At 65.8% G+C, this 20,907-nt stretch carries 22 protein-coding genes and 1 tRNA gene; 13 read left to right on the top strand and 10 right to left on the bottom strand.

Going from position 1 to position 20,907, the window contains the following annotated elements; translation table 11 throughout:
• Positions 1-69: 69 nt before the first annotated feature.
• Positions 70-447 (top strand): histidine triad nucleotide-binding protein, encoded by a 378-nt coding sequence (locus ASE82_RS16190; protein WP_056065626.1) that lies wholly within the window; start codon positions 70-72, stop codon positions 445-447.
• Between the two features lie 111 nt (positions 448-558).
• Positions 559-2,169, top strand: coding sequence for an amino acid permease (locus ASE82_RS16185; RefSeq protein WP_056065623.1), 1,611 nt, complete (start codon positions 559-561; stop codon positions 2,167-2,169).
• Positions 2,170-2,299: 130 nt separating this feature from the next.
• Here the strand turns inward: ASE82_RS16185 and ASE82_RS16180 are convergent, their stop codons facing one another.
• The gene (locus ASE82_RS16180; RefSeq protein WP_056065620.1) at positions 2,300-3,298 is read right to left on the bottom strand and encodes an adenosine kinase; all 999 of its coding nucleotides are present in this window, start codon (positions 3,296-3,298) and stop codon (positions 2,300-2,302) included.
• 540 nt (positions 3,299-3,838) lie between these two features.
• Between ASE82_RS16180 and ASE82_RS16175 the strand changes: the two genes are divergently transcribed.
• The 4 genes from ASE82_RS16175 to ASE82_RS16160 all read left to right on the top strand — a co-directional run bounded on the left by ASE82_RS16175 (position 3,839) and on the right by ASE82_RS16160 (position 5,649).
• Positions 3,839-4,528 (top strand): EI24 domain-containing protein, encoded by a 690-nt coding sequence (locus tag ASE82_RS16175; RefSeq protein WP_056065618.1) that lies wholly within the window; start codon positions 3,839-3,841, stop codon positions 4,526-4,528.
• On the top strand, positions 4,525-4,896 hold the full coding sequence (locus tag ASE82_RS16170) for a hypothetical protein (RefSeq protein WP_056065616.1): 372 nt from the start codon (positions 4,525-4,527) through the stop codon (positions 4,894-4,896). The genes ASE82_RS16175 and ASE82_RS16170 overlap by 4 nt, the downstream gene beginning before the upstream one ends.
• 146 nt (positions 4,897-5,042) lie before the next feature.
• Positions 5,043-5,345 (top strand): hypothetical protein, encoded by a 303-nt coding sequence (locus ASE82_RS16165; RefSeq protein ID WP_056065614.1) that lies wholly within the window; start codon positions 5,043-5,045, stop codon positions 5,343-5,345.
• Positions 5,346-5,427: 82 nt separating this feature from the next.
• Entirely contained in the window at positions 5,428-5,649 is a 222-nt protein-coding gene (locus tag ASE82_RS16160) for a hypothetical protein (protein WP_056065611.1), read from the top strand.
• A 39-nt stretch (positions 5,650-5,688) separates the two neighbouring features.
• Here the strand turns inward: ASE82_RS16160 and egtD are convergent, their stop codons facing one another.
• The 4 genes from egtD to ASE82_RS16140 form a co-directional block, all read right to left on the bottom strand.
• On the bottom strand, positions 5,689-6,666 hold the full coding sequence (gene egtD / locus ASE82_RS16155; RefSeq protein ID WP_056065608.1) for an L-histidine N(alpha)-methyltransferase: 978 nt from the start codon (positions 6,664-6,666) through the stop codon (positions 5,689-5,691).
• Entirely contained in the window at positions 6,666-7,934 is a 1,269-nt protein-coding gene (gene egtB / locus ASE82_RS16150; RefSeq protein ID WP_082441618.1) for an ergothioneine biosynthesis protein EgtB, read from the bottom strand. The genes egtD and egtB overlap by 1 nt, the downstream gene beginning before the upstream one ends.
• Positions 7,935-7,982: 48 nt before the next feature.
• A complete protein-coding gene (locus tag ASE82_RS16145) occupies positions 7,983-8,567 on the bottom strand; it encodes a cob(I)yrinic acid a,c-diamide adenosyltransferase (RefSeq protein WP_056065605.1) in 585 nt (194 codons plus the stop codon).
• A 160-nt stretch (positions 8,568-8,727) separates the two neighbouring features.
• On the bottom strand, positions 8,728-8,958 hold the full coding sequence (locus tag ASE82_RS16140; protein WP_056052241.1) for a twin transmembrane helix small protein: 231 nt from the start codon (positions 8,956-8,958) through the stop codon (positions 8,728-8,730).
• Positions 8,959-9,041: 83 nt separating this feature from the next.
• Between ASE82_RS16140 and ASE82_RS16135 the strand changes: the two genes are divergently transcribed.
• Positions 9,042-9,392, top strand: coding sequence for a DUF3147 family protein (locus tag ASE82_RS16135; protein ID WP_056065602.1), 351 nt, complete (start codon positions 9,042-9,044; stop codon positions 9,390-9,392).
• Between the two features lie 290 nt (positions 9,393-9,682).
• Here the strand turns inward: ASE82_RS16135 and gluQRS are convergent, their stop codons facing one another.
• Complete coding sequence (gene gluQRS / locus ASE82_RS16130; RefSeq protein ID WP_056065599.1) at positions 9,683-10,534, bottom strand: tRNA glutamyl-Q(34) synthetase GluQRS; 852 nt, start codon at positions 10,532-10,534, stop codon at positions 9,683-9,685.
• A 92-nt stretch (positions 10,535-10,626) separates the two neighbouring features.
• Here gluQRS and ASE82_RS16125 point away from each other — a divergent pair, with 92 nt between their 5' ends.
• The 3 genes from ASE82_RS16125 (at position 10,627) to ppc (ending at position 14,374) form a co-directional block, all read left to right on the top strand.
• Positions 10,627-11,193, top strand: a complete 567-nt coding sequence (locus ASE82_RS16125; RefSeq protein ID WP_056052248.1) for an HNH endonuclease — start codon at positions 10,627-10,629, stop codon at positions 11,191-11,193.
• 25 nt (positions 11,194-11,218) lie between these two features.
• On the top strand, positions 11,219-11,593 hold the full coding sequence (locus ASE82_RS16120; RefSeq protein ID WP_056065595.1) for an EF-hand domain-containing protein: 375 nt from the start codon (positions 11,219-11,221) through the stop codon (positions 11,591-11,593).
• A gap of 105 nt (positions 11,594-11,698) precedes the next feature.
• Positions 11,699-14,374 carry a phosphoenolpyruvate carboxylase gene (gene ppc, locus ASE82_RS16115; protein ID WP_056065592.1) on the top strand — a complete coding sequence of 892 codons (2,676 nt, stop codon included), beginning with the start codon at positions 11,699-11,701 and terminating at the stop codon, positions 14,372-14,374.
• Positions 14,375-14,526: 152 nt separating this feature from the next.
• Here ppc and ASE82_RS16110 read toward each other — a convergent pair whose 3' ends face one another.
• Both ASE82_RS16110 and ASE82_RS16105 read right to left on the bottom strand, forming a co-directional pair.
• Entirely contained in the window at positions 14,527-14,949 is a 423-nt protein-coding gene (locus tag ASE82_RS16110) for an acyl-CoA thioesterase (RefSeq protein WP_082441616.1), read from the bottom strand.
• Positions 14,946-17,000, bottom strand: coding sequence for a S9 family peptidase (locus ASE82_RS16105; protein WP_056065586.1), 2,055 nt, complete (start codon positions 16,998-17,000; stop codon positions 14,946-14,948). Before ASE82_RS16105 ends, ASE82_RS16110 begins: the two co-directional genes overlap by 4 nt.
• Before the next feature lie 621 nt (positions 17,001-17,621).
• Here ASE82_RS16105 and ASE82_RS16100 point away from each other — a divergent pair.
• Positions 17,622-19,430, top strand: a complete 1,809-nt coding sequence (locus ASE82_RS16100) for an aminopeptidase P family protein (protein WP_056065583.1) — start codon at positions 17,622-17,624, stop codon at positions 19,428-19,430.
• Positions 19,431-19,436: 6 nt separating this feature from the next.
• On the opposite strand, the gene ASE82_RS19890 is transcribed toward ASE82_RS16100, so the two are convergent.
• Positions 19,437-19,574 (bottom strand): hypothetical protein, encoded by a 138-nt coding sequence (locus ASE82_RS19890; RefSeq protein ID WP_165895508.1) that lies wholly within the window; start codon positions 19,572-19,574, stop codon positions 19,437-19,439.
• A gap of 89 nt (positions 19,575-19,663) precedes the next feature.
• Here ASE82_RS19890 and ASE82_RS16095 point away from each other — a divergent pair.
• Together ASE82_RS16095 and ASE82_RS20290 are read left to right on the top strand one after the other, a co-directional pair.
• Positions 19,664-19,738, top strand: a tRNA-Thr gene (locus tag ASE82_RS16095).
• Entirely contained in the window at positions 19,711-19,839 is a 129-nt protein-coding gene (locus ASE82_RS20290; protein ID WP_268795441.1) for a hypothetical protein, read from the top strand. Before ASE82_RS16095 ends, ASE82_RS20290 begins: the two co-directional genes overlap by 28 nt.
• A gap of 2 nt (positions 19,840-19,841) precedes the next feature.
• On the opposite strand, the gene ASE82_RS16090 is transcribed toward ASE82_RS20290, so the two are convergent.
• Positions 19,842-20,873, bottom strand: a complete 1,032-nt coding sequence (locus ASE82_RS16090; RefSeq protein ID WP_056065580.1) for an aldo/keto reductase — start codon at positions 20,871-20,873, stop codon at positions 19,842-19,844.
• Between the last annotated feature and the right edge of the window lie 34 nt (positions 20,874-20,907).

The following is a 20,907-nucleotide window of genomic DNA, read 5'->3' as shown; positions in this document are numbered from 1 at the left end:
CGCAGGCTCCGCCGGGATCGGGATGGCCAGCCCCTCCCCTAACCCCTCCCGCAAGCGGGAGGGGAATATATGCCGATCGACGCCACCCAGCCGTATGACGACCAGAACATCTTCGCGAAGATCCTGCGCGGCGAAATCCCGTCGCAGCGGGTGTACGACGACGACTTCGCGATCGCGTTCCATGACATCAACCCGCAGGCACCGACGCATCTGCTGGTGATTCCCAAGGGCGCGTATGTCTCGTGGGACGATTTTTCCGCCCGCGCACCCGATGCCGAGATCGCAGGTTTCATCCGGGCTGTCGGCACCGTCGCACGCGCCGCCGGCCTCGTCGAACCGGGCTATCGGCTGCTCGCGAACATCGGACAGGACGGACACCAAGAGGTGCCGCATCTGCATGTTCATGTCTTCGGCGGCCGCCCGCTCGGGCCGATGCTGGCGCGATAGGCCAGCTTCACCGCACTAAAGGATTGCGCGTAATAAAATTGCCATTAGGCTCGCGGGATTGAGCAAGGGGGCCATTTGACCCGGCCCTCGCTATCCCCGGGGGACACCGCGTTGATTTTTGGTCGCGTAAAATCGCTGGATGCCATTCTGGCGACGGCAGAGAAAAAGGGTCTGGCGCGAACGCTCAGCGCCTTCCAGCTGACGCTGCTGGGCGTCGGCGCGGTGATCGGCACGGGTATCTTCGTGCTGACGTCCGAGGCCGCGCAGAAGGCGGGGCCGGGCATGTTGCTGAGCTTCGTCGTCGCGGGCTTCGTCTGCGCGGTGGCGGCGCTCTGCTATTCCGAACTCGCGTCGATGGTGCCGGTGTCGGGCTCGGCCTACACCTACACCTATGCGGTCACGGGCGAGCTGCTCGCCTGGATGGTCGGCTGGGCGCTGATCCTCGAATATGCGGTCGGCGCGAGTGCGGTTGCGGTCGGGTGGTCGAACCATTTGGCCGGACTGCTCGACGGGATCGGCTTCCATATTCCCAACGGGTTGCGCAACGCCGACGCGCTGATGGCGAACGTCCAGGTCGCGTTTGGCGCGACGCCAAACGCCGATCTGCAGACCGCGATGACTGTCGGCGGGTTCATGAACCTGCCCGCGGTGATCGTCATTGCGCTCGTGACCTGGCTGCTGGTCGTCGGGACGACCGAGAGCGCGCGCGTCAACGCGGTGCTGGTGCTGATCAAGATCGCCGCCCTGACTGCGTTCATCGCGCTCACCATTCCCGTCCTCAAGGCGGATAATTTCCATCCGTTCCTGCCCTACGGCGTCGGCAATCCGCTGAGCTCGTCGGGCGTCGGCGTGCTGGGTGCGGCGGCGTCGATCTTCTTCGCCTATGTCGGTTTCGATGCGGTTTCGACTGCGGCGGAGGAGACCAAGAATCCGCAACGAAATGTGCCGATCGGGCTGATCGCCAGCCTCGGCATCTGTACGCTGTTCTACCTGCTGGTCGCATCGGGTGCGATCGGCGCGATCGGCGCGGCCCCGGTGACGACCGCCGAGGGCGGCATCCTGGCGCCGGGCTCGGCCGAGATGGCCGGGCGTTGCGCGGCGATCGTCGCAGGCGGCGCGATGGAGCCCCTGGTTTGCTCGAAGGAAGCGCTCGTCCATGTGCTTCAGGTCATCAACTGGCCGATCATGGGCCGGCTGGTCGGGCTTGCCGCGGTGCTGGCGCTGCCGTCGGTCGTGCTGATGATGATGTTCGGCCAGACCCGTGTGTTCTTCACGATGGCGCGCGACGGTTTGTTGCCGGCCAAGCTCGCGTCGATCCACCCGAAGTTCCGTACGCCACACGTCGTCACGGTCGTGACGGGCATCGCCGCAGCGATCGCGGCGGCGGTGCTGCCGGTCGGCAAGCTCGCCGATTACTCGAACGCGGGCACGCTGTTCGCGTTCATGATGGTCGCGATCTCTGTAATGGTGCTGCGCAAGACCGATCCCGGCCGCAAGCGTCCGTTCCGCACGCCCGCAGTGTACATCGTCGCGCCGCTCGCGATCATCGGTTGCGTCGGGCTGTACCTGTCGCTGCCGCTGACCGCAAAGCTGGTCCTGCCGGGCTGGGGTGCGATCGGGTTGGCGATCTACTTCCTGTATAGCCGCTCGCGCAGCCATGTCGGGCTGGGGCTCGACGATGGTGTAGCCGAGGATGATCGAGCACCTCCGGCCAGCCACTGATCGAGCCGAAGGAAAAAGGGCCGCGGGAGGAAACTCCCGCGGCCCTTTTTTTGTGTCTTCGCACCCAAGCTTGTTCTCCCGCGAAGGCGGGAGCCCAGTCTGGGTCCCCGCCTTCGCGGGGACGCATGCCTCAGCCGATATGCTTGGCGGCGAGCGCCTTCATGTCGACCATCGGGCGGGCGCCGACGTGGCTGATGATCTCGGCCGCGCAGACTGCGCCGAGCTTGAGCGATGCGTGCAAGTCATAGCCCTGCGCCTGACCGTGGAGGAAGCCCGCCGCGAACAGGTCGCCGGCGCCGGTGGTATCGACGACCTTGGCGATCGGCTCGGCCTTGACCTCGGCACGCGCGCCGTTCTGGATCGCGCAGGCGCCGTGCTCGCCGCGGGTGACGACCAGGGTCGGGACCTGTGCCGAGATCTTGGCGACGGCTGCGTCGAAGTCGTCGGTCTCGGCGAGCGCGGCGAGTTCGCTCTCGTTGGCGAACAGGATGTCGATCAGGCCGTCCGACAACAACTGGCGGAAATCGCCGCCATGGCGCGAGATGCAGAACACGTCGCTGAGCGTGAACGCGACCTTCCGCCCTGCCCCGCGCGCGCAATCGATCGCAGCGCGCATCGCGGCGCGTGGCTCTTCGGGATCCCAGAGATAGCCTTCGAGATACAGGATCGCGCTGTCGGCGATCATCGCAGTGTCGATCGCGGCGGCGGGGAGAAATTGCCCTGCGCCGAGGAAGGTGTTCATCGTGCGCTGGCCGTCGGGCGTCACGAAGATCAGGCAGCGGCCGGTGGTCGGGTCGCCGGCGCGTACGGGCGTGGCGAACTCGATGCCGATGCTGCGGACGTCATGCGCGAAGACCTGGCCGAGCTGGTCGTCGGCGACCTGGCCGATGAACCCGCATTTGCCGCCGAGCGCGGCGATGCCCGCGACGGTGTTGGCGGCCGACCCGCCGGAAATTTCCATGCCGGGGCCCATCTTGGCGTAGAGCGCGTCGGCTTCTTCCGACGAGAACATGAGCTGCATCGAGCCCTTGGCGACGCCGATCTCGGCGATGAACGCGTCGTCGGCGGTGGCGAGGATGTCGACGATGGCGTTGCCGATCGCGACGACGTCGTAAGTGGGTGTGCTCAAGGGGAAACTCCGGGGGTGCGGGAAAGCCCTGCCGTAAATCGCGGGGGGGATTGGTGCAACTGGTGTGGGGGGTGGGAATGATTGGCCACAACGAACGCGATGATCGAAGTGCCGATTGATAGCTGGGAAAGACTACCACCCCGGCGGAGGCCGGGGCCCAATTGGAAAGGCCGTGGTAATGACGCGCAGTCCGTCGTTACCACCGTCTCCCAATTGGGCCCCGGCCTCCGCCGGGGTGGTGTCTTTGGTTGAGGGCGAAACTCCGGCGGTTCGGCGGTTCGGCGGTTCGGCGGTTCGGCGGTTCGGCGGTTCGGCGGTTCGGCGGTTCGGTAGATGCAGTTGGAATAGGTCGTCATAACGACGCCCTCTGCTGTTCCCTCGCGAACGCGGGGGGCCAGGGTCTCGGGCGGTGCTCGTGGTTTAGCTGGGCCCCCGCGTCCGCGGGGGAACGGGGAAAGTCGGGCCGCCAAAAAGCCAAAACGACGGAGATACGGCGGAAACGCGCGTTGACCTTCGCCTGCCCCCACGGCATTCCCAGCCATGCTCCGCGCGCTTCTCCTCTCGCTTGGCCAGCTTACCGATCCGCCCGTGCTCCGGGTGTTCGTCAAGTCGATGGTCGTCACGCTGCTCGTCTTCGCGCTGCTCGGCGTCGGCGCATGGTGGGGAACGCAAGCAGCGCTGGCGGCGTGGCTTGGTTGGGATGCGGACGGGCTGGCCGCGGCGTTCGCGTTGTTCGTCACGATCCTGGCTTTGTGGCTGCTGTTCCGCGCCGTCGCGATCGCGGTCGTCGGGATCTTCGCGGATGAGGTCGTGGAGGCGGTCGAGGCTCGACATTATCCCGACGCGCTGATGACCGCCCGCCCTGTCGCGTTCGCGCGCAGCCTCGCGATGGGGCTACGCTCCGCCGCACGTGTGATATTGGTCAACGTGCTGATGCTGCCCGTCTACATCGCGCTGCTCGTCACCGGTGTCGGCACGGCGGCCGCGTTCTTCGTCGTCAATGGCTGGCTGCTGGGACGCGATCTTGGTGACATGGTTGCGGCACGACACATGGACGCAACGGCGATGCGAGGCTGGCGTGCGACGACCAAGGGGAGCCGGTTCGTGCTGGGGCTTGCGAACACCGGGCTGTTCGTGGTTCCGGTCCTCAACATCGCCGCGCCCGTGCTGGGGGCCGCGATGGCGACGCATTTCTTCCACAGCCAGTATTCTCGCAAAGGCCGACCATGACGCGATTGACCACTATAGCCATCGCGATGACACTCGGCGGCGGACTGGCAGGCTGCGCGGCCCCGGTAGCAAAACCCGCGGTCGGCCGCCCGGCCATTCCCTATACCAGTGTCGGGTTGGAGCGGGTGCTGGGCCAGGATGCCGCGGGCCTGACCAAGCTTTTCGGCCAGCCCGACGCCGACGTGCGTGAGGGTAGCGCGCGAAAGCTTCAGTTCCAGAGCGGGATCTGCGTGCTCGACGCGTATCTGTATCCCAAGGGGTCCGATGCCCCCCGCGTGACGTATCTCGACGCGCGAGAACCCGACGGCAGCACGATCGACCGGGCAAGTTGCGTTGCGGCGCTGACACGACGAGAAGGCGGAAGGTAACGCACGGTCGTGCGGTAGGTTAAGGTTTCCGCCTCCGACTCATCCGATAAGGATTAACCGCGCCGGCCTCGTCGATAAGCAACGGCTGCGCGAGATCGGTTCACCGTGCCGTCGCGTAAGGCGATCGCATACGACCTGCCGACACTATGGACGCGCGCTCCATCACGCCGCACGACGGCGATCCACCCGGGGGGCCGGAGTCAGTGATCGTGTTGAAGACCATGTGGAATATGCCCGCAAAGGTAGTGCGCGAGCATGCGGCGAACGAAGAGGACATCGGCAAGTCCGTCGCCAGCGGCTCTTTGCAAGAGATGGTCCGGGCTTTCGACGGCTATGACGACGCCGAAGCGGCGGGCCTGATCATACAGTGCGCGGGCCGCGACCGGCCGATCACCTGGGACGAAATCCGGGACCTTCGGCGTATCGAGGCCAAGAGTGCGGGGGACTGACCAGCGTAGATATCCCGCTGGTCATGGACTTGGTGCGGCGGAGCGTTATGGGCGCCTGGAGACCTGATAGCGAAAGACGATCATGGCAACGACGGTAATTACCCCGAGCGGCCCCGGCGCGATGGAAGCCGGCCTAATTCTCGACGAAGACGGCCAGCGCTTCGTCGTGCTGACATTCAAGGAACCGGGGGGCGAGCCGACGCTGGTCACCTTCACGGTTCCGATTTTCCAGCATTATGTCGAGCATCTTGTCCGCACCGCCGCATCGGCTGACGATGAGGCGAACTGGGGCATTCCCGCCTGAGTCTAGGCGGCGGGCAACTCGTCCGGAACAGGCCCGGCCTCAGGGCGCTGGCCGCTCCACCTGAGCCTCGGCCAGATACACGCCGAACAAACCTTCGGGATCGGTCCACGCCGCCACCGGCGTCCATCCGCCCGACCGCAGCAGTATCCGCGCATCCCGCGCGCCATATTTATGCGAATTTTCGGTGTGGATCGTTTCCCCCGCAGTCATTTCGAACGACCGCCCGTCGACGGTAAACGCGATATCGCGCACCGCCTCCAGATGCATTTCGATCCGCGCGCGATCGTCGTTCCACACCGCCTTGTGCCGGAACGCGTCGACCGGGATATTGCCGTCCAGTTCGCGGTTGATCCGCTCGAGCAGGTTCAGATTGAACGCAGCCGTCACGCCCTGCGCATCGTCATACGCCGGCACCAGCACGTCCTCGCCCTTGATCCGGTCCATCCCGATCAACAGCATCGCGCCGACGCCAAGCGACGACCGCATCGCGCGCAGCAGATCGACCGCCATCAACGGGATCATGTTGCCGATCGTCGATCCCGGAAAGAAGCCGAGCTTAGGCGTATCCGCGATCGTCTTCGGCAAGCTCAAGGGCCGCATGAAGTCCGCCTCGAACGGCAGCACCAGCAGGTCGGGGAACTGGTCGCCCAACACCTTCGATGATTCGCGCAGGAAGTCCCCGGAGATGTCGATCGGCACGTATACCGACGGCGCTACGGCATCGAGCAGGATCGGCGTCTTGGTCGACGATCCCGAGCCGAACTCGACGACCGCACGCCCTGCGCCCGCAAGCGTCGCCACTTCGGCGCAGGCCGCCTCGAGGATCGAACGCTCGGTCCGCGTCGGATAATATTCGGGCAGATCGGTGATCTTCTCGAACAGCTCCGAGCCGCGCCGGTCGTAGAACCACCGTGCCGGGATTGCCCGCGGACGCCGCGCGAGGCCGTCCAGCACGTCCGCGCGGAATTGCGGGTTGGCGAGCGTCTGCTGGCCGTCCTCGATCTCAGGCTTCAACATCAGATATCTTTCGCGAGACGCACACCGGTGAACTGCCACCGTTGATGCGGATAGAAGAAATTGCGGTAGCTCGTCCGGGCATGACCACGCGGCGTCGCGCAGCTTCCACCGCGCAGAATGAACTGCGAACTCATGAACTTGCCGTTGTATTCGCCGACGGCGCCGGCTGCGGTCACGAAGCCGGGATACGGACGGTACGCGCTGCCGGTCCACTCCCATACGTCGCCGAAGAACGCCGGGTCATTCGTCGCAGGCCGAGGCTCGACCGGACCCGCGACGTCCATCTGGTTGCCGCCGTTCGCGTTGTGCGTAGCGGCCGCGGCCTCCCATTCGAACTCGGTCGGCAACCGTGCGCCAGCCCAGCTCGCATACGCATCCGCCTCGAAGAAGCTCACATGCGTCACGGGTGCCGCCGGATCGATCGCGCGCCGGCCATCGAGCCCGAACCGCGTCCAACCCGCCTCGCCCTGCTCCCAATACAGCGGCGCGACGATGCCCTCGGCCTTCACCCACGCCCAGCCATCCGCAAGCCAATGCCGCGCTTCGGTGTAGCCGCCATCGGCAATGAACGCCGCCCACTCGCCGTTCGTCACGGTCCGGTCGGCGATCGCATGCGGCACCAGCAGGGCAGCGTGCCGCGGTCCCTCGCAATCGAACGCGAACCCGTCGCCGCCGTGCCCGACCTCGACGATCCCGCTCTCGCGCGCAATCCAGCCGATCGGCCCCGGCATCTCGACAGGCACCTTCCGCGGCGCCGGCCACATCGCGGGCTCCAGCGGGTTCTCGGAAAACATGTGGAGGATGTCCGTCACCAGCAGTTCCTGGTGCTGCTCCTCGTGATGACACCCAAGCGCCACCAGCGCCTGCGCATCCGCCGACAACCCAGGCAGCGCGTCGAGCAACGCCGCATCGACATGTGCGCGGTATGCCCGCACCTCGTCGAGCGACGGCCGCGTCACCATCCCACGCCGGTCGCGCGCATGGCGCCGCCCCTCGGCCTCGTAATAGCTGTTAAACAGGAACGGAAACCGCTCGTCGTGGAGCGCATAGCCCGCGACGTGATCGCGCAACACAAACGTCTCGAAGAACCACGTCGTATGCGCCAGATGCCACTTGGTTGGCGAGGCGTCATCCATTGACTGCACCGTCGCATCGGCATCCGACAGCGGCGCGGCCAAGGCGAGCGACAGCGCGCGTACGGTCGAGAAACGCTCGCTCAAATCCGACGAATGAGCGGGGGTGAGTTCGGGACGAACAGGTTGCGGCATCGATTATCCTTCAATGCGTCGCCCAGTACCGCAACGCGCGAACGCCGATCACGCCTGCGCGCGCGTAGCCCCCGGTCGCCATAGAACGTCGCCGGCCCCGTTTTGGTTCACCGCCCGCGACGCCACGAACAGGAAATCCGATAGCCGGTTAACATACGCTAATGCCGCCGGATTCAGCGGCATATCGTGCGTCGCCGCGACCGCGGATCGCTCCGCCCGCCGCGAAACCGCTCGTGCCAGATGTAACGCGGCGGCCTGCGGCGATCCGCCCGGCAGGATGAAGCTCCGTAGCGGCGCGAGGTGCACGTTCATCGCATCGATCTCGCGCTCGAGTCGCTCGACCTGCGCCTGCACGATGCGCAACACCATCTCCGATGGCGCGAACCCGTCATCGGTCGCAGGCGTTGCGAGGTCGGCACCAAGATCGAACAGGTCGTTCTGGATCCGCTCCAGTGCGACGGCGAGCGGATCGTCGCCAAGCGCCACCACGGCCACGCCAATGGCGGAATTCGCCTCGTCGACATCGCCGATAGCCTGCATCAGCGCGCTAGCCTTCGACACGCGTGATCCATCGACCAGCCCGGTCGTGCCGTCGTCACCGGTTCGCGTGTAGATCTTGTTGAGCTTGACCATTTTTATCCACCAACCCCAGGACTCGTCGTCCTGACGAAAGTCAGGAACCAGAGCCCAAAGCGCATCGCTAATTACTCTGGATCCTGACGTTCGTCAGGATGACGGACGCATACCAACGCCAGCAGCGACCGAACCGCGTAAGTGGGCGCAGCCTCTATCCTTAGTTCCGTCCCGCCGCGAACAGGATCACGACGACGATAAGGATCGCCAGCGCCTGGAAGAATATCCGCTGCTGCATCATCCGATTCGATTTGAGCGATGCCGCGCTCGGGCCGTTGCCGTCGCGAACCTGCGCCGTCCCCTCCTGCAGGAACGACACGACGCCCCGCACCAGAGCCACGACGGTCGCGATCATCGCCGCGATCAGGAGGATGACGAGGAATGTGTTCATAGACGGAATGTAAGCGCGCGCGCCGACGCTAGCAATGGCAAGGATAGTGTTGCGGACACGCTTGTGATGCGCGCAAATGCTGCATGTTATACTTGACGCTGAAAGCCTTGATTTCCGGCATTCTTGTCGCCGCCGCCTCGGAGATCGCCAAGCGCTACCCTGGCTTCGGCGCGCTCGTGGCGTCGCTGCCGCTGGTGTCGGTGCTCGGCATGATCTGGCTCTGGCGCGACAAACCTGACCCACAGACGATGGCTGCGCATGCCGGCGCGACGTTCTGGTATGTGCTGCCGTCGCTGCCGATGTTCCTCCTGATCCCGGCGCTGTTGCGACATGGCGCGCCGTTCTGGGTGTCGCTGGTGGCGGGGTGCGTGCTGACGATCGTGTTGTATGTTGGGATGACCTGGGCGGCGCCGAGGTTGGGGATCGAGCTTTAGCGCACCCATACAAGGAAAAGCACCCCCCCCAGAAGAAACACCACCCCGGCGAAGGCCGGGGCCCAATTGGAAAGGTCGCAGTAACGAAGCGCAGCGTTTAATTGGCAACGTGCCCCAAATGGGCCCCGGCCTTCGCCGGGGTGGTGGTTGGGTTGAGCTACCGTGAACCAACACTGTTTCCCCGCGAAGGCGGGGACCCAGACTGGGCTCCCGCCTTCGCGGGAGAACAAGGAGGCATGGGCTGCCATCCGTTTCTCAGCACACCTTGCCGCTGACTCGGACGTTGACGATCAGCAGCGCGAGACGGCCGCGATGACCCCACCCCGCACCCGAGCCGCCAACGCCACCCCATCCTCCCCCGCAGCCCGCATCTCCGCCAGCGACAAAGCCCCATCCCGCTTCGCCAACCGCCGCCCCGCCGCATCCACCACCAGCGGGTGATGATGATACGTCGGCACCGGCAACCCCAGCAAAGCCTGCAACACCCGGTGCACATCCGTCGCCGCGAACAGGTCCACCCCGCGCACCACGTCCGTCACGCCCTGCGCCGCGTCGTCGAGCGTCACCGCGAGATGATAGCTCGCCGGCGCATCCTTCCGCGCCAGCACGACGTCCCCCTGCGCCAACGGATCCGCCACGACGGTCCCGGCGATCGCGTCATGCCACGCGAGCACGCCGGTAATCGCCACCGCCTTCGCCATGTCGAGCCGCCAGCAATGCGCCAGATGCGCCCGCGCCGCGACCTCGTCCGCGCTCAAATGCCGACACATCCCCGGATAGACCGGCCCGACATCCCCCTGCGGCGCCGACGCGCTTGCCGCGATCTCCGCCCGCGTACAGAAACAGGGGTAAACCAGCCCGAGCGCCTTCAAAGTCTCCAGCGCAACATCATACGTCGCCAGCCGCTCCGACTGGAACACCAGCGAATCCCAGCGAAGTCCAAGCCAAGCCAGGTCCTCCAAGATCCCCGCCACGAATTCAGGCCGACTCCGCGTCCCATCGATATCCTCGATCCGCAGCAGGAACCGCCCGCCCCGCTCGCGCGCGTAGTCGTGCGCGCGGATCGCCGACACCGCGTGGCCCAGATGCAACCGCCCCGTCGGGCTCGGCGCGAACCGCGTTACGACCGGTCCGTCGCTCACCACGCTTGACCGACCGCCACGCGGCGTGCTGTCATGCCGCTGTCATCGCTGTCGTCCATAGGGCGCTCTGCGAAGCTTGAGTGGGAGGAGCCGTGTTTCACCCCGATCTGATGCGTCATCCGGATGGTTGTCCGGCGCTCGTGCTCAATGCCGATTACACGCCGCTTTCCTACTATCCGCTCAGCGTCTGGCCGTGGCAAACCGCGGTCAAGGCTGTCTTCCTCGACCGCGTCGACATCGTCGCCACCTATGAACGCGAAGTCCGCAGCGCCAATTTCGCGCTGAAGCTGCCCTCGGTGATCGCGCTCAAGCAGTTCGTCCGACCGTCGCAATTTCCCGCCTTCACCCGCTTCAACCTGTTCCTGCGCGACAAGTTCACCTGCCAATATTGCGGCAAGCTGCGCGATCTCACCTTCGACCATGTCGTCCCCCGCGCGCAAGGCGGTCGGACCACGTGGGAGAACGTCGTCACCGCCTGCTCCCCCTGCAACCTCAAGAAAGGCGGGCGCACGCCGAAACAGGCGGCGATGCCGCTCCATATCGAGGCGATCCGCCCGACCAACTGGCACTTGCAAGAACACGGCCGCAGCTTCCCACCCAACTACCTGCACGACACGTGGCACGACTGGCTCTATTGGGACATCGAACTCGAGGCCTGACGGCGTCGATACGACGGGAGATTCTATGCAGGTGAAACTGGTAGCGGCGCTCGCCGCGACGGGAATTCTGGTGTCCGCGTGCGGCAACAAGGACGAGCAGCGCGCGCAGGCCGACGCCAACGCGGTCGGCTTCGTGCCCCCGTCGGTAACGTCACGGCTCGATTTCGGCGCGAGCATGGAACGCCGCTTCCGCACGCTCGACCGCAACGGCGACGATCGCGTTACCAAGGACGAACTCCCCTCGCCGAACGCGCGCATCAAGGCATTCGACCGCAACAAGGACGGCGTCATCACCGCGATCGAATGGAGCGAAGGCACGCTCGCCTGGTTCGATAGGATGGACCTGAACCATGACGGCACGGTCACGTCGGAAGAGCGGGCGGAGTCGCGGAAGCGCTGATCGCTGCAACAATCTGTCGCTCTGAGGTTCTTCGAGGCGACTATTTAAGCGTGTCGCCTAGCGTTCACGGTTGACCTGATCCCTGCCGCAGCGCAGCAGGGAATCATGGCAAGCCTCCCCGCAATCGCGAACAATTCCGACATCCGCTTCCTCGGCAAACTGCTCGGCGACGTCATCCGCGCCTATGGCGGCGAGCGCCTGTTCGAGGCGACCGAGACGATCCGCAGGGCATCGGTCGAGCGCCACCGCGACGTGTCCGAAGGCAAGGCCGCCGACAACACTGCCGTCGACCTCAGCCTCGAAAAGCTCAGCCTAGACGAGACGCTCGATTTCGTGCGCGGCTTCATGCTGTTCTCGATGCTCGCCAACCTCGCCGAGGACCGCCAGGGCATCGCCGCGGAGGACGGCGCCGACCTCGCCTCGGCGATCGCCCAGCTCGAGTCCGAGGGCATCGATCGAGCGCAGATCCGCACGTTGCTCGACCACGCGCTGATCGCCCCCGTGCTCACCGCGCACCCGACCGAAGTGCGGCGAAAAAGCATGATCGACCACCGCAACCGCATCGCCGAGCTGATGGGCCTGCGCGATCTCGGCCGCGACACCACGCCGGATGGCGACAGCGTCGATGACGCGATCCTCCGCCAGATCGCGCTGCTATGGCAAACCCGCGTCCTGCGCCGCGACCGCCTCTACGTCACCGACGAGGTCGACACCGCGCTCAGCTACCTGCGCGACGTGTTCCTCCCCGCATTGCCCGCGCTCTACCAGCGCTGGGACCGCGCACTCGGCGAACGCACCCCCAGTTTCTTGCGCCCCGGCAGCTGGATCGGCGGCGACCGCGACGGCAACCCCTATGTCACCGCCGACTCGCTCAAGACCGCGCTGTCGAAGGCGAGTGAGGCCGTCCTCGGCTACTACTGCGACGCGGTGCACGCACTCGGGGCCGAGCTCTCGATCTCGACCGAGCACGCCCCCGCCGATGCCGCGGTACAAGCGCTCGCCGACGCCAGCTGCGATGATGCCGCCAGCCGCAGCGACGAGCCCTATCGCCGCGCGCTCTCCGGCATCTACGCCCGGCTGTCCGCGACGCACGACGCGCTTACGGGCAAGCACGCCCCCCGCCCCGGCCGCCTCGTCGGCGAACCCTATGCCAACCCCGCCGACTTCCGCGCCGACCTCGTCACGCTCGCGCACGGCCTCGGCATCGCGCTGAAGACCGGCGGCGCGCTCGGCCGACTGATCCGCGCGGTCGAGACGTTCGGCTTCCACCTCGCCACCTTGGACCTCCGCCAGAACAGCGCCGTCCACGAACGCGTCGTCGCCGAACTGCTCAAGGTCGCTGGCGTAGAAGACGATTACCTCGCGCTCGACGAAGACGCCCGCGTCGCGCTGCTCCGCCGCGAACTCGCCAACGCCCGCCCGCTCACCTCGCGCTTCGCCGAATACACCGACGAGACCGCGGGCGAACTCGCGATCGTCCAGGCCACCGCCGACGCGCACGCCGCCTACGGCCCCGCGTGCATCACCAACTACATCGTCTCGATGGCGCAGTCGGTCAGCGACCTGCTCGAAGTGAACCTCCTGCTCAAGGAAGTCGGCCTCTACCGCCCCGGCGAAACACCGACCGCAGCGATCATGGCCGTCCCGCTGTTCGAGACGATCGGCGATCTCGAAGCCGCCCCCGCCGTCATGACCGCGTGGTTCGCGCTCCCCGAGATTGCCACGATCTCGAAGGCGCGCGGCCATCAGGAAGTGATGATCGGCTATTCCGACAGCAACAAGGACGGCGGCTACCTCACCTCGACCTGGCAGCTCTCGAAAGCCTCGACCGCGCTCAAACCCGTCTTCGCCGCCGCCGGCGTCGGCATGCAGCTGTTCCACGGCCGCGGCGGCGCAGTCGGGCGCGGCGGCGGCTCGGCGTTCCGCGCAATCCGCGCGCAGCCCTCGGGCACCGTCCAGGGCCGCATCCGCATCACCGAGCAAGGCGAAGTCATCGCCGCCAAATACGGCACGCGCGACGCCGCGATGACCAATCTCGAGGCGATCGCGTCGGCCACGCTGCTCGCCAGCCTCGAGCCTGAACGCCTCTCCAACGCCGACAACGCCAGCTTCTCCGCGGCAATGGACAAGCTCAGCGACACCGCGTTCCACAGCTATCGCGACCTCGTCTACGGTACGGAAGGCTTCCGCACCTTCTTCCGCCAGATGACCCCGATCGCCGAGATCGCCGGCCTCAAGATCGGCAGCCGCCCCGCCAGTCGCACCAAGTCCGACCGCATCGAAGACCTCCGCGCGATCCCCTGGGTGTTCAGCTGGGCGCAGGCGCGCGTGATGCTCCCCGGCTGGTACGGGGTCGGCCGCGCGATCGCCGATTTCGAGGACAAGGCGCTGTTGAAGGACATGGCACAAGGCTGGCCGCTGTTCGCCTCCGCACTGGCCAATCTGGAGATGGTGCTCGCCAAGTCCGACATCGGCATCGCCGAACGCTATGCCGGGCTAGTCGAGGACGACAAACTCCGCGAGATCTTCACCACGATCCGCGATGGCTGGCACCAGACGCATGACGGCCTTTTGCAGGTCACCGGCCAGTCCCGCCTGCTCGAAAAGCACCCGGCGCTGGACGCCTCGATCCGCCTCCGCCTCCCCTATATCGAGCCGCTCAACCTCCTCCAGATCGAACTGATCAAACGCCGCCGAGCAGGCGAGGAAGACCCGCGGATAGGCGAAGGCATCCTCCTATCCATCAACGCCATCGCCACGGCGCTCAGAAACAGCGGCTAATCCTCCCCGGCACGGGGAGGGGGACCAGCGAAGCTGGTGGAGGGGGCGTGCGACAAAAGTACCAGCCGTGAGACTCGCGTTACCCGATCGCAGCGCCCAGTACCGCTCCGACACAGCCGTAACGCTTGCGGCACTCCCCCTCCACCCCGCCGCTACGCGTCGCGGTCCCCCTCCCCGTTCCGGGGAGGATAAAACGGCGCAGCGACATCCTCGCGCACCCGCATCAACCGCCCGGTCCCCCGATCCAGCAAAGCCCAGGTCGTAACCGCCTCCAGCTTCACCCGCCCATCATCGCTCAAAAACCGAACATGCCGATCGAACCGAGCCCCCTTCGGCGCCCCCTCGACCCAGGTCTCACCAACGACCGTCTCCCCCGCGACAACACTCCCGCGGTAATCGATCTCATGCCGCGTCACGACCCACACATACGCCAGCTTATGCTCGGCCGGCGCCACAGCCTCCCAATGCGCGGTCGCGATGGCCTGGATCCACTGCACCCAGACCGCATTGTTCACATGCCCAAGCTCGTCGATATCCGCGTCCTGCGCCGTGATCGAGAGCGTGAACCGGCTCACCCCGCGACGCCCAGCTGCCACAGCACGAACGCGTGCTCCTCCGCGCCCTCACGCAGCGATTCGAACCGCCCCGACTTGCCGCCATGCCCCGCGCCCATGTTGGTCTTGAGCAGCAACACATTGTCGTCGGTCTTCATCAACCGCAGCTTGGCCGCCCACTTCGCCGGCTCCCAATAGGTCACGCGCGGATCGTTGAGCCCACCGCTAATGAACATCGGCGGATAAGCCTGCGCCTTCACGTTGTCGTACGGCGAATACGACTGGATCAGCTTAAACGCCGCCTCATCCTCGATCGGATTGCCCCACTCCGGCCACTCGCCCGGCGTCAGCGGCAAACTCTCGTCCAGCATCGTGTTCAGCACGTCCACGAACGGCACGTCCGCGATCACCGCACCCCACAGCTCGGGATCCGAATTGACCACTGCCCCCATCAGCTCGCCACCGGCAGACCGCCCGGCGATCGCGATTTTCCCTGCCGACGTCCACTTCGCGTCGACCAGCGCCTTCGCCACATCGACGAAATCGTTGAACGTGTTCGCGCGCTTCTCCAGCTTGCCATCCAGATACCATTGCTGGCCAAGATCATCGCCACCCCGGATATGCGCGATCGCATAAGCGAACCCGCGATCGAGCAAGCTCATCCGCCCGGTCGAGAAGCCTGGCGGAATCGCATAGCCGTACGCGCCATACGCATAGAGGAACAACGGCGCAGACCCGTCGCGCACGAACCCCGCCGGATACACGATCGAGACCGGAATCTCGGTCCCGTCCCGCGCGGTAATCTTGAGCCGCTCGGTCGCGTATTTCGCCGCGTCATAGCCGCTCGGGATCTCCTGCACCTTGAGCATCGTCCGCTCGCCGGTATCGACGTCGTAATCATACACGGTGCCAGGCGTGACCATCGACTCATACCCAAGCCGCAACACCGTCATGTCGTACTCGGGATTATCCCCCAGCCCGGCGACATAGCTCGCCTCGGGGAACTCGATCCGCTTGCCCTCGGTCGACGTCTCGTACCGATGAATCGCGATCTGATCCAAGCCATCCTCGCGCCCATCGACCACGAAGAAGTCCTGATAGCACTCCACGCCCGTCATGTAGAAATGCGGCGAGGCCGGAATCAGCTCGCTCCACGCATCCGGCTCCTCGACCAGCGCGGTGCAAAGCCGGAAATTCGGATCGACGTCGTTGGTATGGATGAACAGCGTCCCGTCATGCTCGTCGACATCATATTCGCGGCCCACCTTCCGCGCCGATACGAGGATCGGCACCGCCAAAGGCTCGTGCGCAGGCAGCAGATACAGCTCGCTCGTCACATGATCGCTGGTCGCGATCACGATCCACTTGCGCGAACTCGTCTCGCCGACGCCGACACGAAAGCCCTCGTCTTCCTCGTGGAACAGCACGACGTCCTCGGAGATCGGCGTCCCCAACCGGTGGAACCGCGCGTTGTCAGTCCGCCACTGCTCGTTCGCCAGCCCGTACAGGAAGCCCGCGTCATCCGCGGTCCAGACGATCTCGCTGAGCATCCCCGGGATCACGTCGGGCAGATGCTCGCCGGTATCCAGGTCCTTGACCCGAACCTCGAACCGCTCGCTCCCATTGTCGTCGATCGCATAGGCGAGATAGCGCCCGTCATTGCTGATCGAGAACGCCCCGAGCCGGAAATACTCATGCCCCTCCGCCAGCGCCGGCTCGTCGAGCAACAACTCGTCGTCACCGCCGGCCACAGGCTTGCGCCACCATTTCTTGTACTGCCCGCCGGTCTCGTACGCGGTCCAGTAGAGCCAATCGCCATCCTTCTGCGGCACCGAGGATTCATCCTCCTTGATGCGCGCCTTCATCTCTTCGTAGATCGTGTCGGTGAGCGCTTTATGCGGCGCCATCTGCTCTTCGAAATACACATTCTCGGCGGCGAGATACGCGAGCACGGCGGCGTCATCGACCTCCGGATAGTTCGGATCCTTCAGCCACGCATAGGGATCCTCGATCGTCACGCCATGCGTGGTGAAGCTGTGCGGGCGCTGTTCGGCGATGGGGGGCGTGGTCATGCCGGTGTGTTAGCCGTGCGGGGGGAGGATGCCAAACGCTGTGGCGTTGGGGGGAACCGATCCCCGCCACAACCACCACCCCGGCGAAGGCCGGGGCCCAATTGGAAAGGTCGCAGTAACTGCGCGCAATCCCTCGTTACCGTCGTCCCCCAATTGGGCCCCGGCCTCCGCCGGGGTGGTACAAAACTTTGGTGGCGCCCCTAACCCTGTTTCCCCGCGAAGGCGGGGACCCAGACTGGGCTCCCGCCTTCGCGGGAGAACAAGGAGCAGGACCGCGCGATAGCCGCCAAGAACACCACCCCGGCGGAGGCGGGGGCCCAGTTGGAAAGGTCACCGTAACGAAGCGCGGTCCTCCGCCATCACCGCTCCAACTAGCCACGTCCTAACTCGGGAAAATGGTCGAAAGTGCCGGCCAACGCCGCAAGCGCATTCCCTCACCCGCCCGCACCCGCTGTCCTACACATCGGCTTTCTGTCACAACGCCTGGCATGGACCATGACCGCGGATCCGCGCCCCTATCCATGCCGTCGCACCCGTCCGCAACGCCAGCCAGATGCATGTAATGAAACCTCGCCAGCGTCTGCACTTTCTATACTTCACTTTTGACGAGAGACCGAACCGATGACCCCTACCGCCCGCTTAGCCGACCGCCTCGCGGCCCTCCGCGCCCAGCTAACTGCCGATACTCTCGACGGTTTCGTCATCCCGCTCACCGATGAACACATGAGCGAATATGTCGGCGGCTACGCGCAGCGCCTCGCTTGGCTCACCGGCTTCGGCGGCTCAGCCGGCACCGCGGTCGTCCTCGCCGATCGCGCCGCGATCTTCACCGACGGTCGCTACACGATCCAGGTCCGCGAGCAGGTCGATGGTGCGCAGTGGGACTATGAGCCCGTGCCGCAGACCAACCCCGCCGCGTGGCTCGGCAAATACGCTCCCGAGGGCGGTCGGATCGGTTACGACCCGTGGCTGCACACCGGGACCTGGGTCGCCGACGCCACCACCGCCCTAGCAGACCGCAGCGCGACGCTGGTCGCGGTCGAGATCAACCCGATCGATGCGATCTGGACCGATCGCCCAGCCCCCTCGCCTGCAAAACTGACGGTCCAGCCGGACGAGTTCACCGGCGCCTCGTCTGCCGAAAAGCGTGCAAAAATCGCCGACTGGCTCTCCGAGCACCTCGCCGACGCGGTCATCCTCACCGCGCTCGATTCGATCGCGTGGGCGCTCAACGTCCGCGGCGGCGACGTCGACCACACCCCCGTAGCGCTGTCCTATGCGATCGTCGGCGCGGACGGCACGACCGACCTGTTCGTCGCCCCCGACAAGCTCGACGACGCGGTCCGCCAGCATCTCGGCAACGCGGTCCGCCTCCACGACCGCACCGCTTTCGCCGCCGCGCTCGCCACCTATGCCGGCAAGCGCGTCGCCGCCGACCCCGAGCGAGCAGTCGCGGCGATCACCCAGGCGCTGCAGGCCGGCGGCGCGAAGATCCTTCCCCTGCGCGACCCCGTCGTCCTCGCCAAGGCCATCAAGAACCCGGTCGAGATCGCCGGGCATCGTACGGCCTCCGCCCGCGACGGCGCCGCGCTCGCACGCTTCCTCCGCTGGGTCGAGAGCGAATGCGTGAAAGGCGGCCAGACCGAACTCAGCGCCGCCGCCAAGCTGCTAGCCTTCCGCGAACAGACCGGCGTCCTCAAGGACACCTCGTTCGACACGATCTCCGCCACCGGCCCACACGGTGCGATCCCGCACTACCACGTCACCGAGGAATCGAGCGCGCCGATCGAACCCGGCCAGCTCTACCTGATCGATTCCGGCGGCCAGTATGCGGACGGCACCACCGACGTGACGCGCGTGATGCCAATCGGCGAACCGACCGAAGAGATGCGCGACCGCTTCACGCGCGTCCTGAAGGGGCATATCGGCATCGCAACGGCGGTGTTCCCAGACGGCACGATGGGTGGCCAGATCGATGCGTTCGCGCGCCGTCCGCTGTGGGAAGCTGGCCTCGATTTCGCGCACGGCACCGGTCACGGCATCGGCGCGTATCTCGCGGTGCACGAGGGTCCGCAGCGGATTGCCTCGCCCAATTATCCCGGCGGCGCGGCGATGGAGCCCCTGCGTGCCGGCATGATGCTGTCGAACGAGCCCGGCTATTACAAGGCGGGTGAATACGGCATCCGCATCGAGAATCTGATCCTGATCGAACCGCGCGCCATTCCCGGCGCCGACCGGGAGATGCTGGGCTTCGAGACGCTCACCTTCTGCCCGATAGAACGCACGCTGATCGAGCCGGCGTTGCTGACGTCCGAAGAGCGCCAATGGGTCGACGACTATCATGCACAGGTGCTGGCGGTCCTGACCCCGGAAATGACCGACGCGGCGGATCGCGCCTGGCTCACCGCCAAATGCGCGCGATTGTCTTAAGGGCGGTCAACTAGAGGAATCATCCTTGGTCGCAGGCGCCGCCCCGACGGCGCGCGCCTGCGCCTTCCTGCGCCGCAGGTTCTCGCGCAGCGCGGCGGCCATGCGCTCGGCCTTCTCCGCCGCCTTTCGATCCCGATCATCCATAAATATGCCCTACATTGCGGTGCGGTGCCTTGACAATCATCCCGCCCTCGTCTCTTAGCCCCACTCCGCCGGCAGCGATGCCAGCGAGTGCTGCCGTAGCTCAGTGGTAGAGCGCATCCTTGGTAAGGCTGAGGTCGTGAGTTCAATCCTCACCGGCAGCACCATTTTCTTCCTGTATGTCACCGTGACGACCATTCCCTGCGGGGACACCGACCTTGGTCGGGCTCGGCAAAGCTCGCGCGCTGGCGACGTGACGATCGCCTGATCTCAAGGTGCGGCGACAGGCACCGGGGCATCCTCGCGCAGCAGGTTCAGATGGCATAACTCTAGCCAGAAATCGTCGGGAATGACCTCGTAGTAGAGGTCGACGGTCTCGGCGACCCGCTGCGCGCTTCCGAGTCCGGGAATGACGCTCGCAACGCGTGGGTGGGCAAGGCAGAAGCGCAACGCCGCGGCGGGCAGGCGAACCGCATGCCGATCCGCGACCGCCTCGATCGCGCGGACTTTCGCAATCACGCCGTCGAGTGCGGCGGCATAGTCGTAATGGAGCGGACCGCCCGCCTTCGTGCCGGTCGCGAGTATCCCGCTGTTATACGGCCCACCGATCACAATCGACGTTCCCGCTTCCGCGCACGCCGGGAACAGCACGTCCAGCGCATCCTGCTCCAGCAACGTGTACCGCCCGGCCAGCAAAATCACGTCGATCGGCATCTCGCGCATCACGTCCAGGCATATGGCGATCTCGTTGACGCCCACGCCGAAGCCCGAGATTAGCCCTTCCGTCCGCAAGCGATCGAGCGCCCGCAAGCCGCCGCCGGCCGTCAGTTGTTCCCAATAATGCGCCGCAGCTTCGCCGTGGGTCCGTTGGCCGATGTCGTGGACATAGAGCAGGTCAATCCGGGCAAGGCCCAGGCGCTGTAGGCTGTGGTCGTGGCTGCGCAGGATGCCGTCGTAGCTATAGTCATAGTGCATGCGGAACGGCATCGGCGATCGGAACCCGTCGCGTTCGCGGTCGTCGCCGATGCTCGCGTCCGGCATCATCAACCTACCAACCTTGGTCGACACGGTGACGTCGCGCTGCTGGCGCAATCCGTCGCCAAGCCGTCGCTCGGACAGGCCGCGACCATAGTGCGGCGCGGTATCGAAATAGCGCAGGCCTGCCTCCAGCCCCGCGGCAATGGCGGCCTGTGCGTCGGCGTCGGATACCGGATCGTACAAATTACCGAGCGTTGCCGAACCAAACCCGAGTTCGGCCACGGACAGTCCGGTACCGCCGACGGGACGAGAAGCGATGCACATGTTCGGGGAGATCGGCACTTCCTCTCGCGCTCCG

This window comes from Sphingomonas sp. Leaf230, assembly GCF_001421745.1.
Taxonomy (GTDB): domain Bacteria; phylum Pseudomonadota; class Alphaproteobacteria; order Sphingomonadales; family Sphingomonadaceae; genus Sphingomonas.
This window is presented reverse-complemented; position numbering and strand designations above follow the sequence as displayed.

Bases quoted from the DNA above. Each gene is read 5' to 3' on its own strand.
- ASE82_RS16190 (WP_056065626.1), top strand. From the start codon at position 70: ATGCCGATCGACGCCACCCAGCCGTATGACGACCAGAACATCTTCGCG.
- ASE82_RS16175 (WP_056065618.1), top strand. From the start codon at position 3,839: ATGCTCCGCGCGCTTCTCCTCTCGCTTGGCCAGCTTACCGATCCGCCC.
- ASE82_RS16170 (WP_056065616.1), top strand. From the start codon at position 4,525: ATGACGCGATTGACCACTATAGCCATCGCGATGACACTCGGCGGCGGA.
- ASE82_RS16165 (WP_056065614.1), top strand. From the start codon at position 5,043: ATGGACGCGCGCTCCATCACGCCGCACGACGGCGATCCACCCGGGGGG.
- ASE82_RS16160 (WP_056065611.1), top strand. From the start codon at position 5,428: ATGGCAACGACGGTAATTACCCCGAGCGGCCCCGGCGCGATGGAAGCC.
- egtD (WP_056065608.1), bottom strand. From the start codon at position 6,666: ATGTTGAAGCCTGAGATCGAGGACGGCCAGCAGACGCTCGCCAACCCG.
- egtB (WP_082441618.1), bottom strand. From the start codon at position 7,934: ATGCCGCAACCTGTTCGTCCCGAACTCACCCCCGCTCATTCGTCGGAT.
- ASE82_RS16145 (WP_056065605.1), bottom strand. From the start codon at position 8,567: ATGGTCAAGCTCAACAAGATCTACACGCGAACCGGTGACGACGGCACG.
- ASE82_RS16140 (WP_056052241.1), bottom strand. From the start codon at position 8,958: ATGAACACATTCCTCGTCATCCTCCTGATCGCGGCGATGATCGCGACC.
- ASE82_RS16135 (WP_056065602.1), top strand. From the start codon at position 9,042: ATGTTATACTTGACGCTGAAAGCCTTGATTTCCGGCATTCTTGTCGCC.
- ASE82_RS16120 (WP_056065595.1), top strand. From the start codon at position 11,219: ATGCAGGTGAAACTGGTAGCGGCGCTCGCCGCGACGGGAATTCTGGTG.
- ppc (WP_056065592.1), top strand. From the start codon at position 11,699: ATGGCAAGCCTCCCCGCAATCGCGAACAATTCCGACATCCGCTTCCTC.
- ASE82_RS16105 (WP_056065586.1), bottom strand. From the start codon at position 17,000: ATGACCACGCCCCCCATCGCCGAACAGCGCCCGCACAGCTTCACCACG.
- ASE82_RS16100 (WP_056065583.1), top strand. From the start codon at position 17,622: ATGACCCCTACCGCCCGCTTAGCCGACCGCCTCGCGGCCCTCCGCGCC.
- ASE82_RS19890 (WP_165895508.1), bottom strand. From the start codon at position 19,574: ATGGATGATCGGGATCGAAAGGCGGCGGAGAAGGCCGAGCGCATGGCC.
- ASE82_RS16090 (WP_056065580.1), bottom strand. From the start codon at position 20,873: ATGTGCATCGCTTCTCGTCCCGTCGGCGGTACCGGACTGTCCGTGGCC.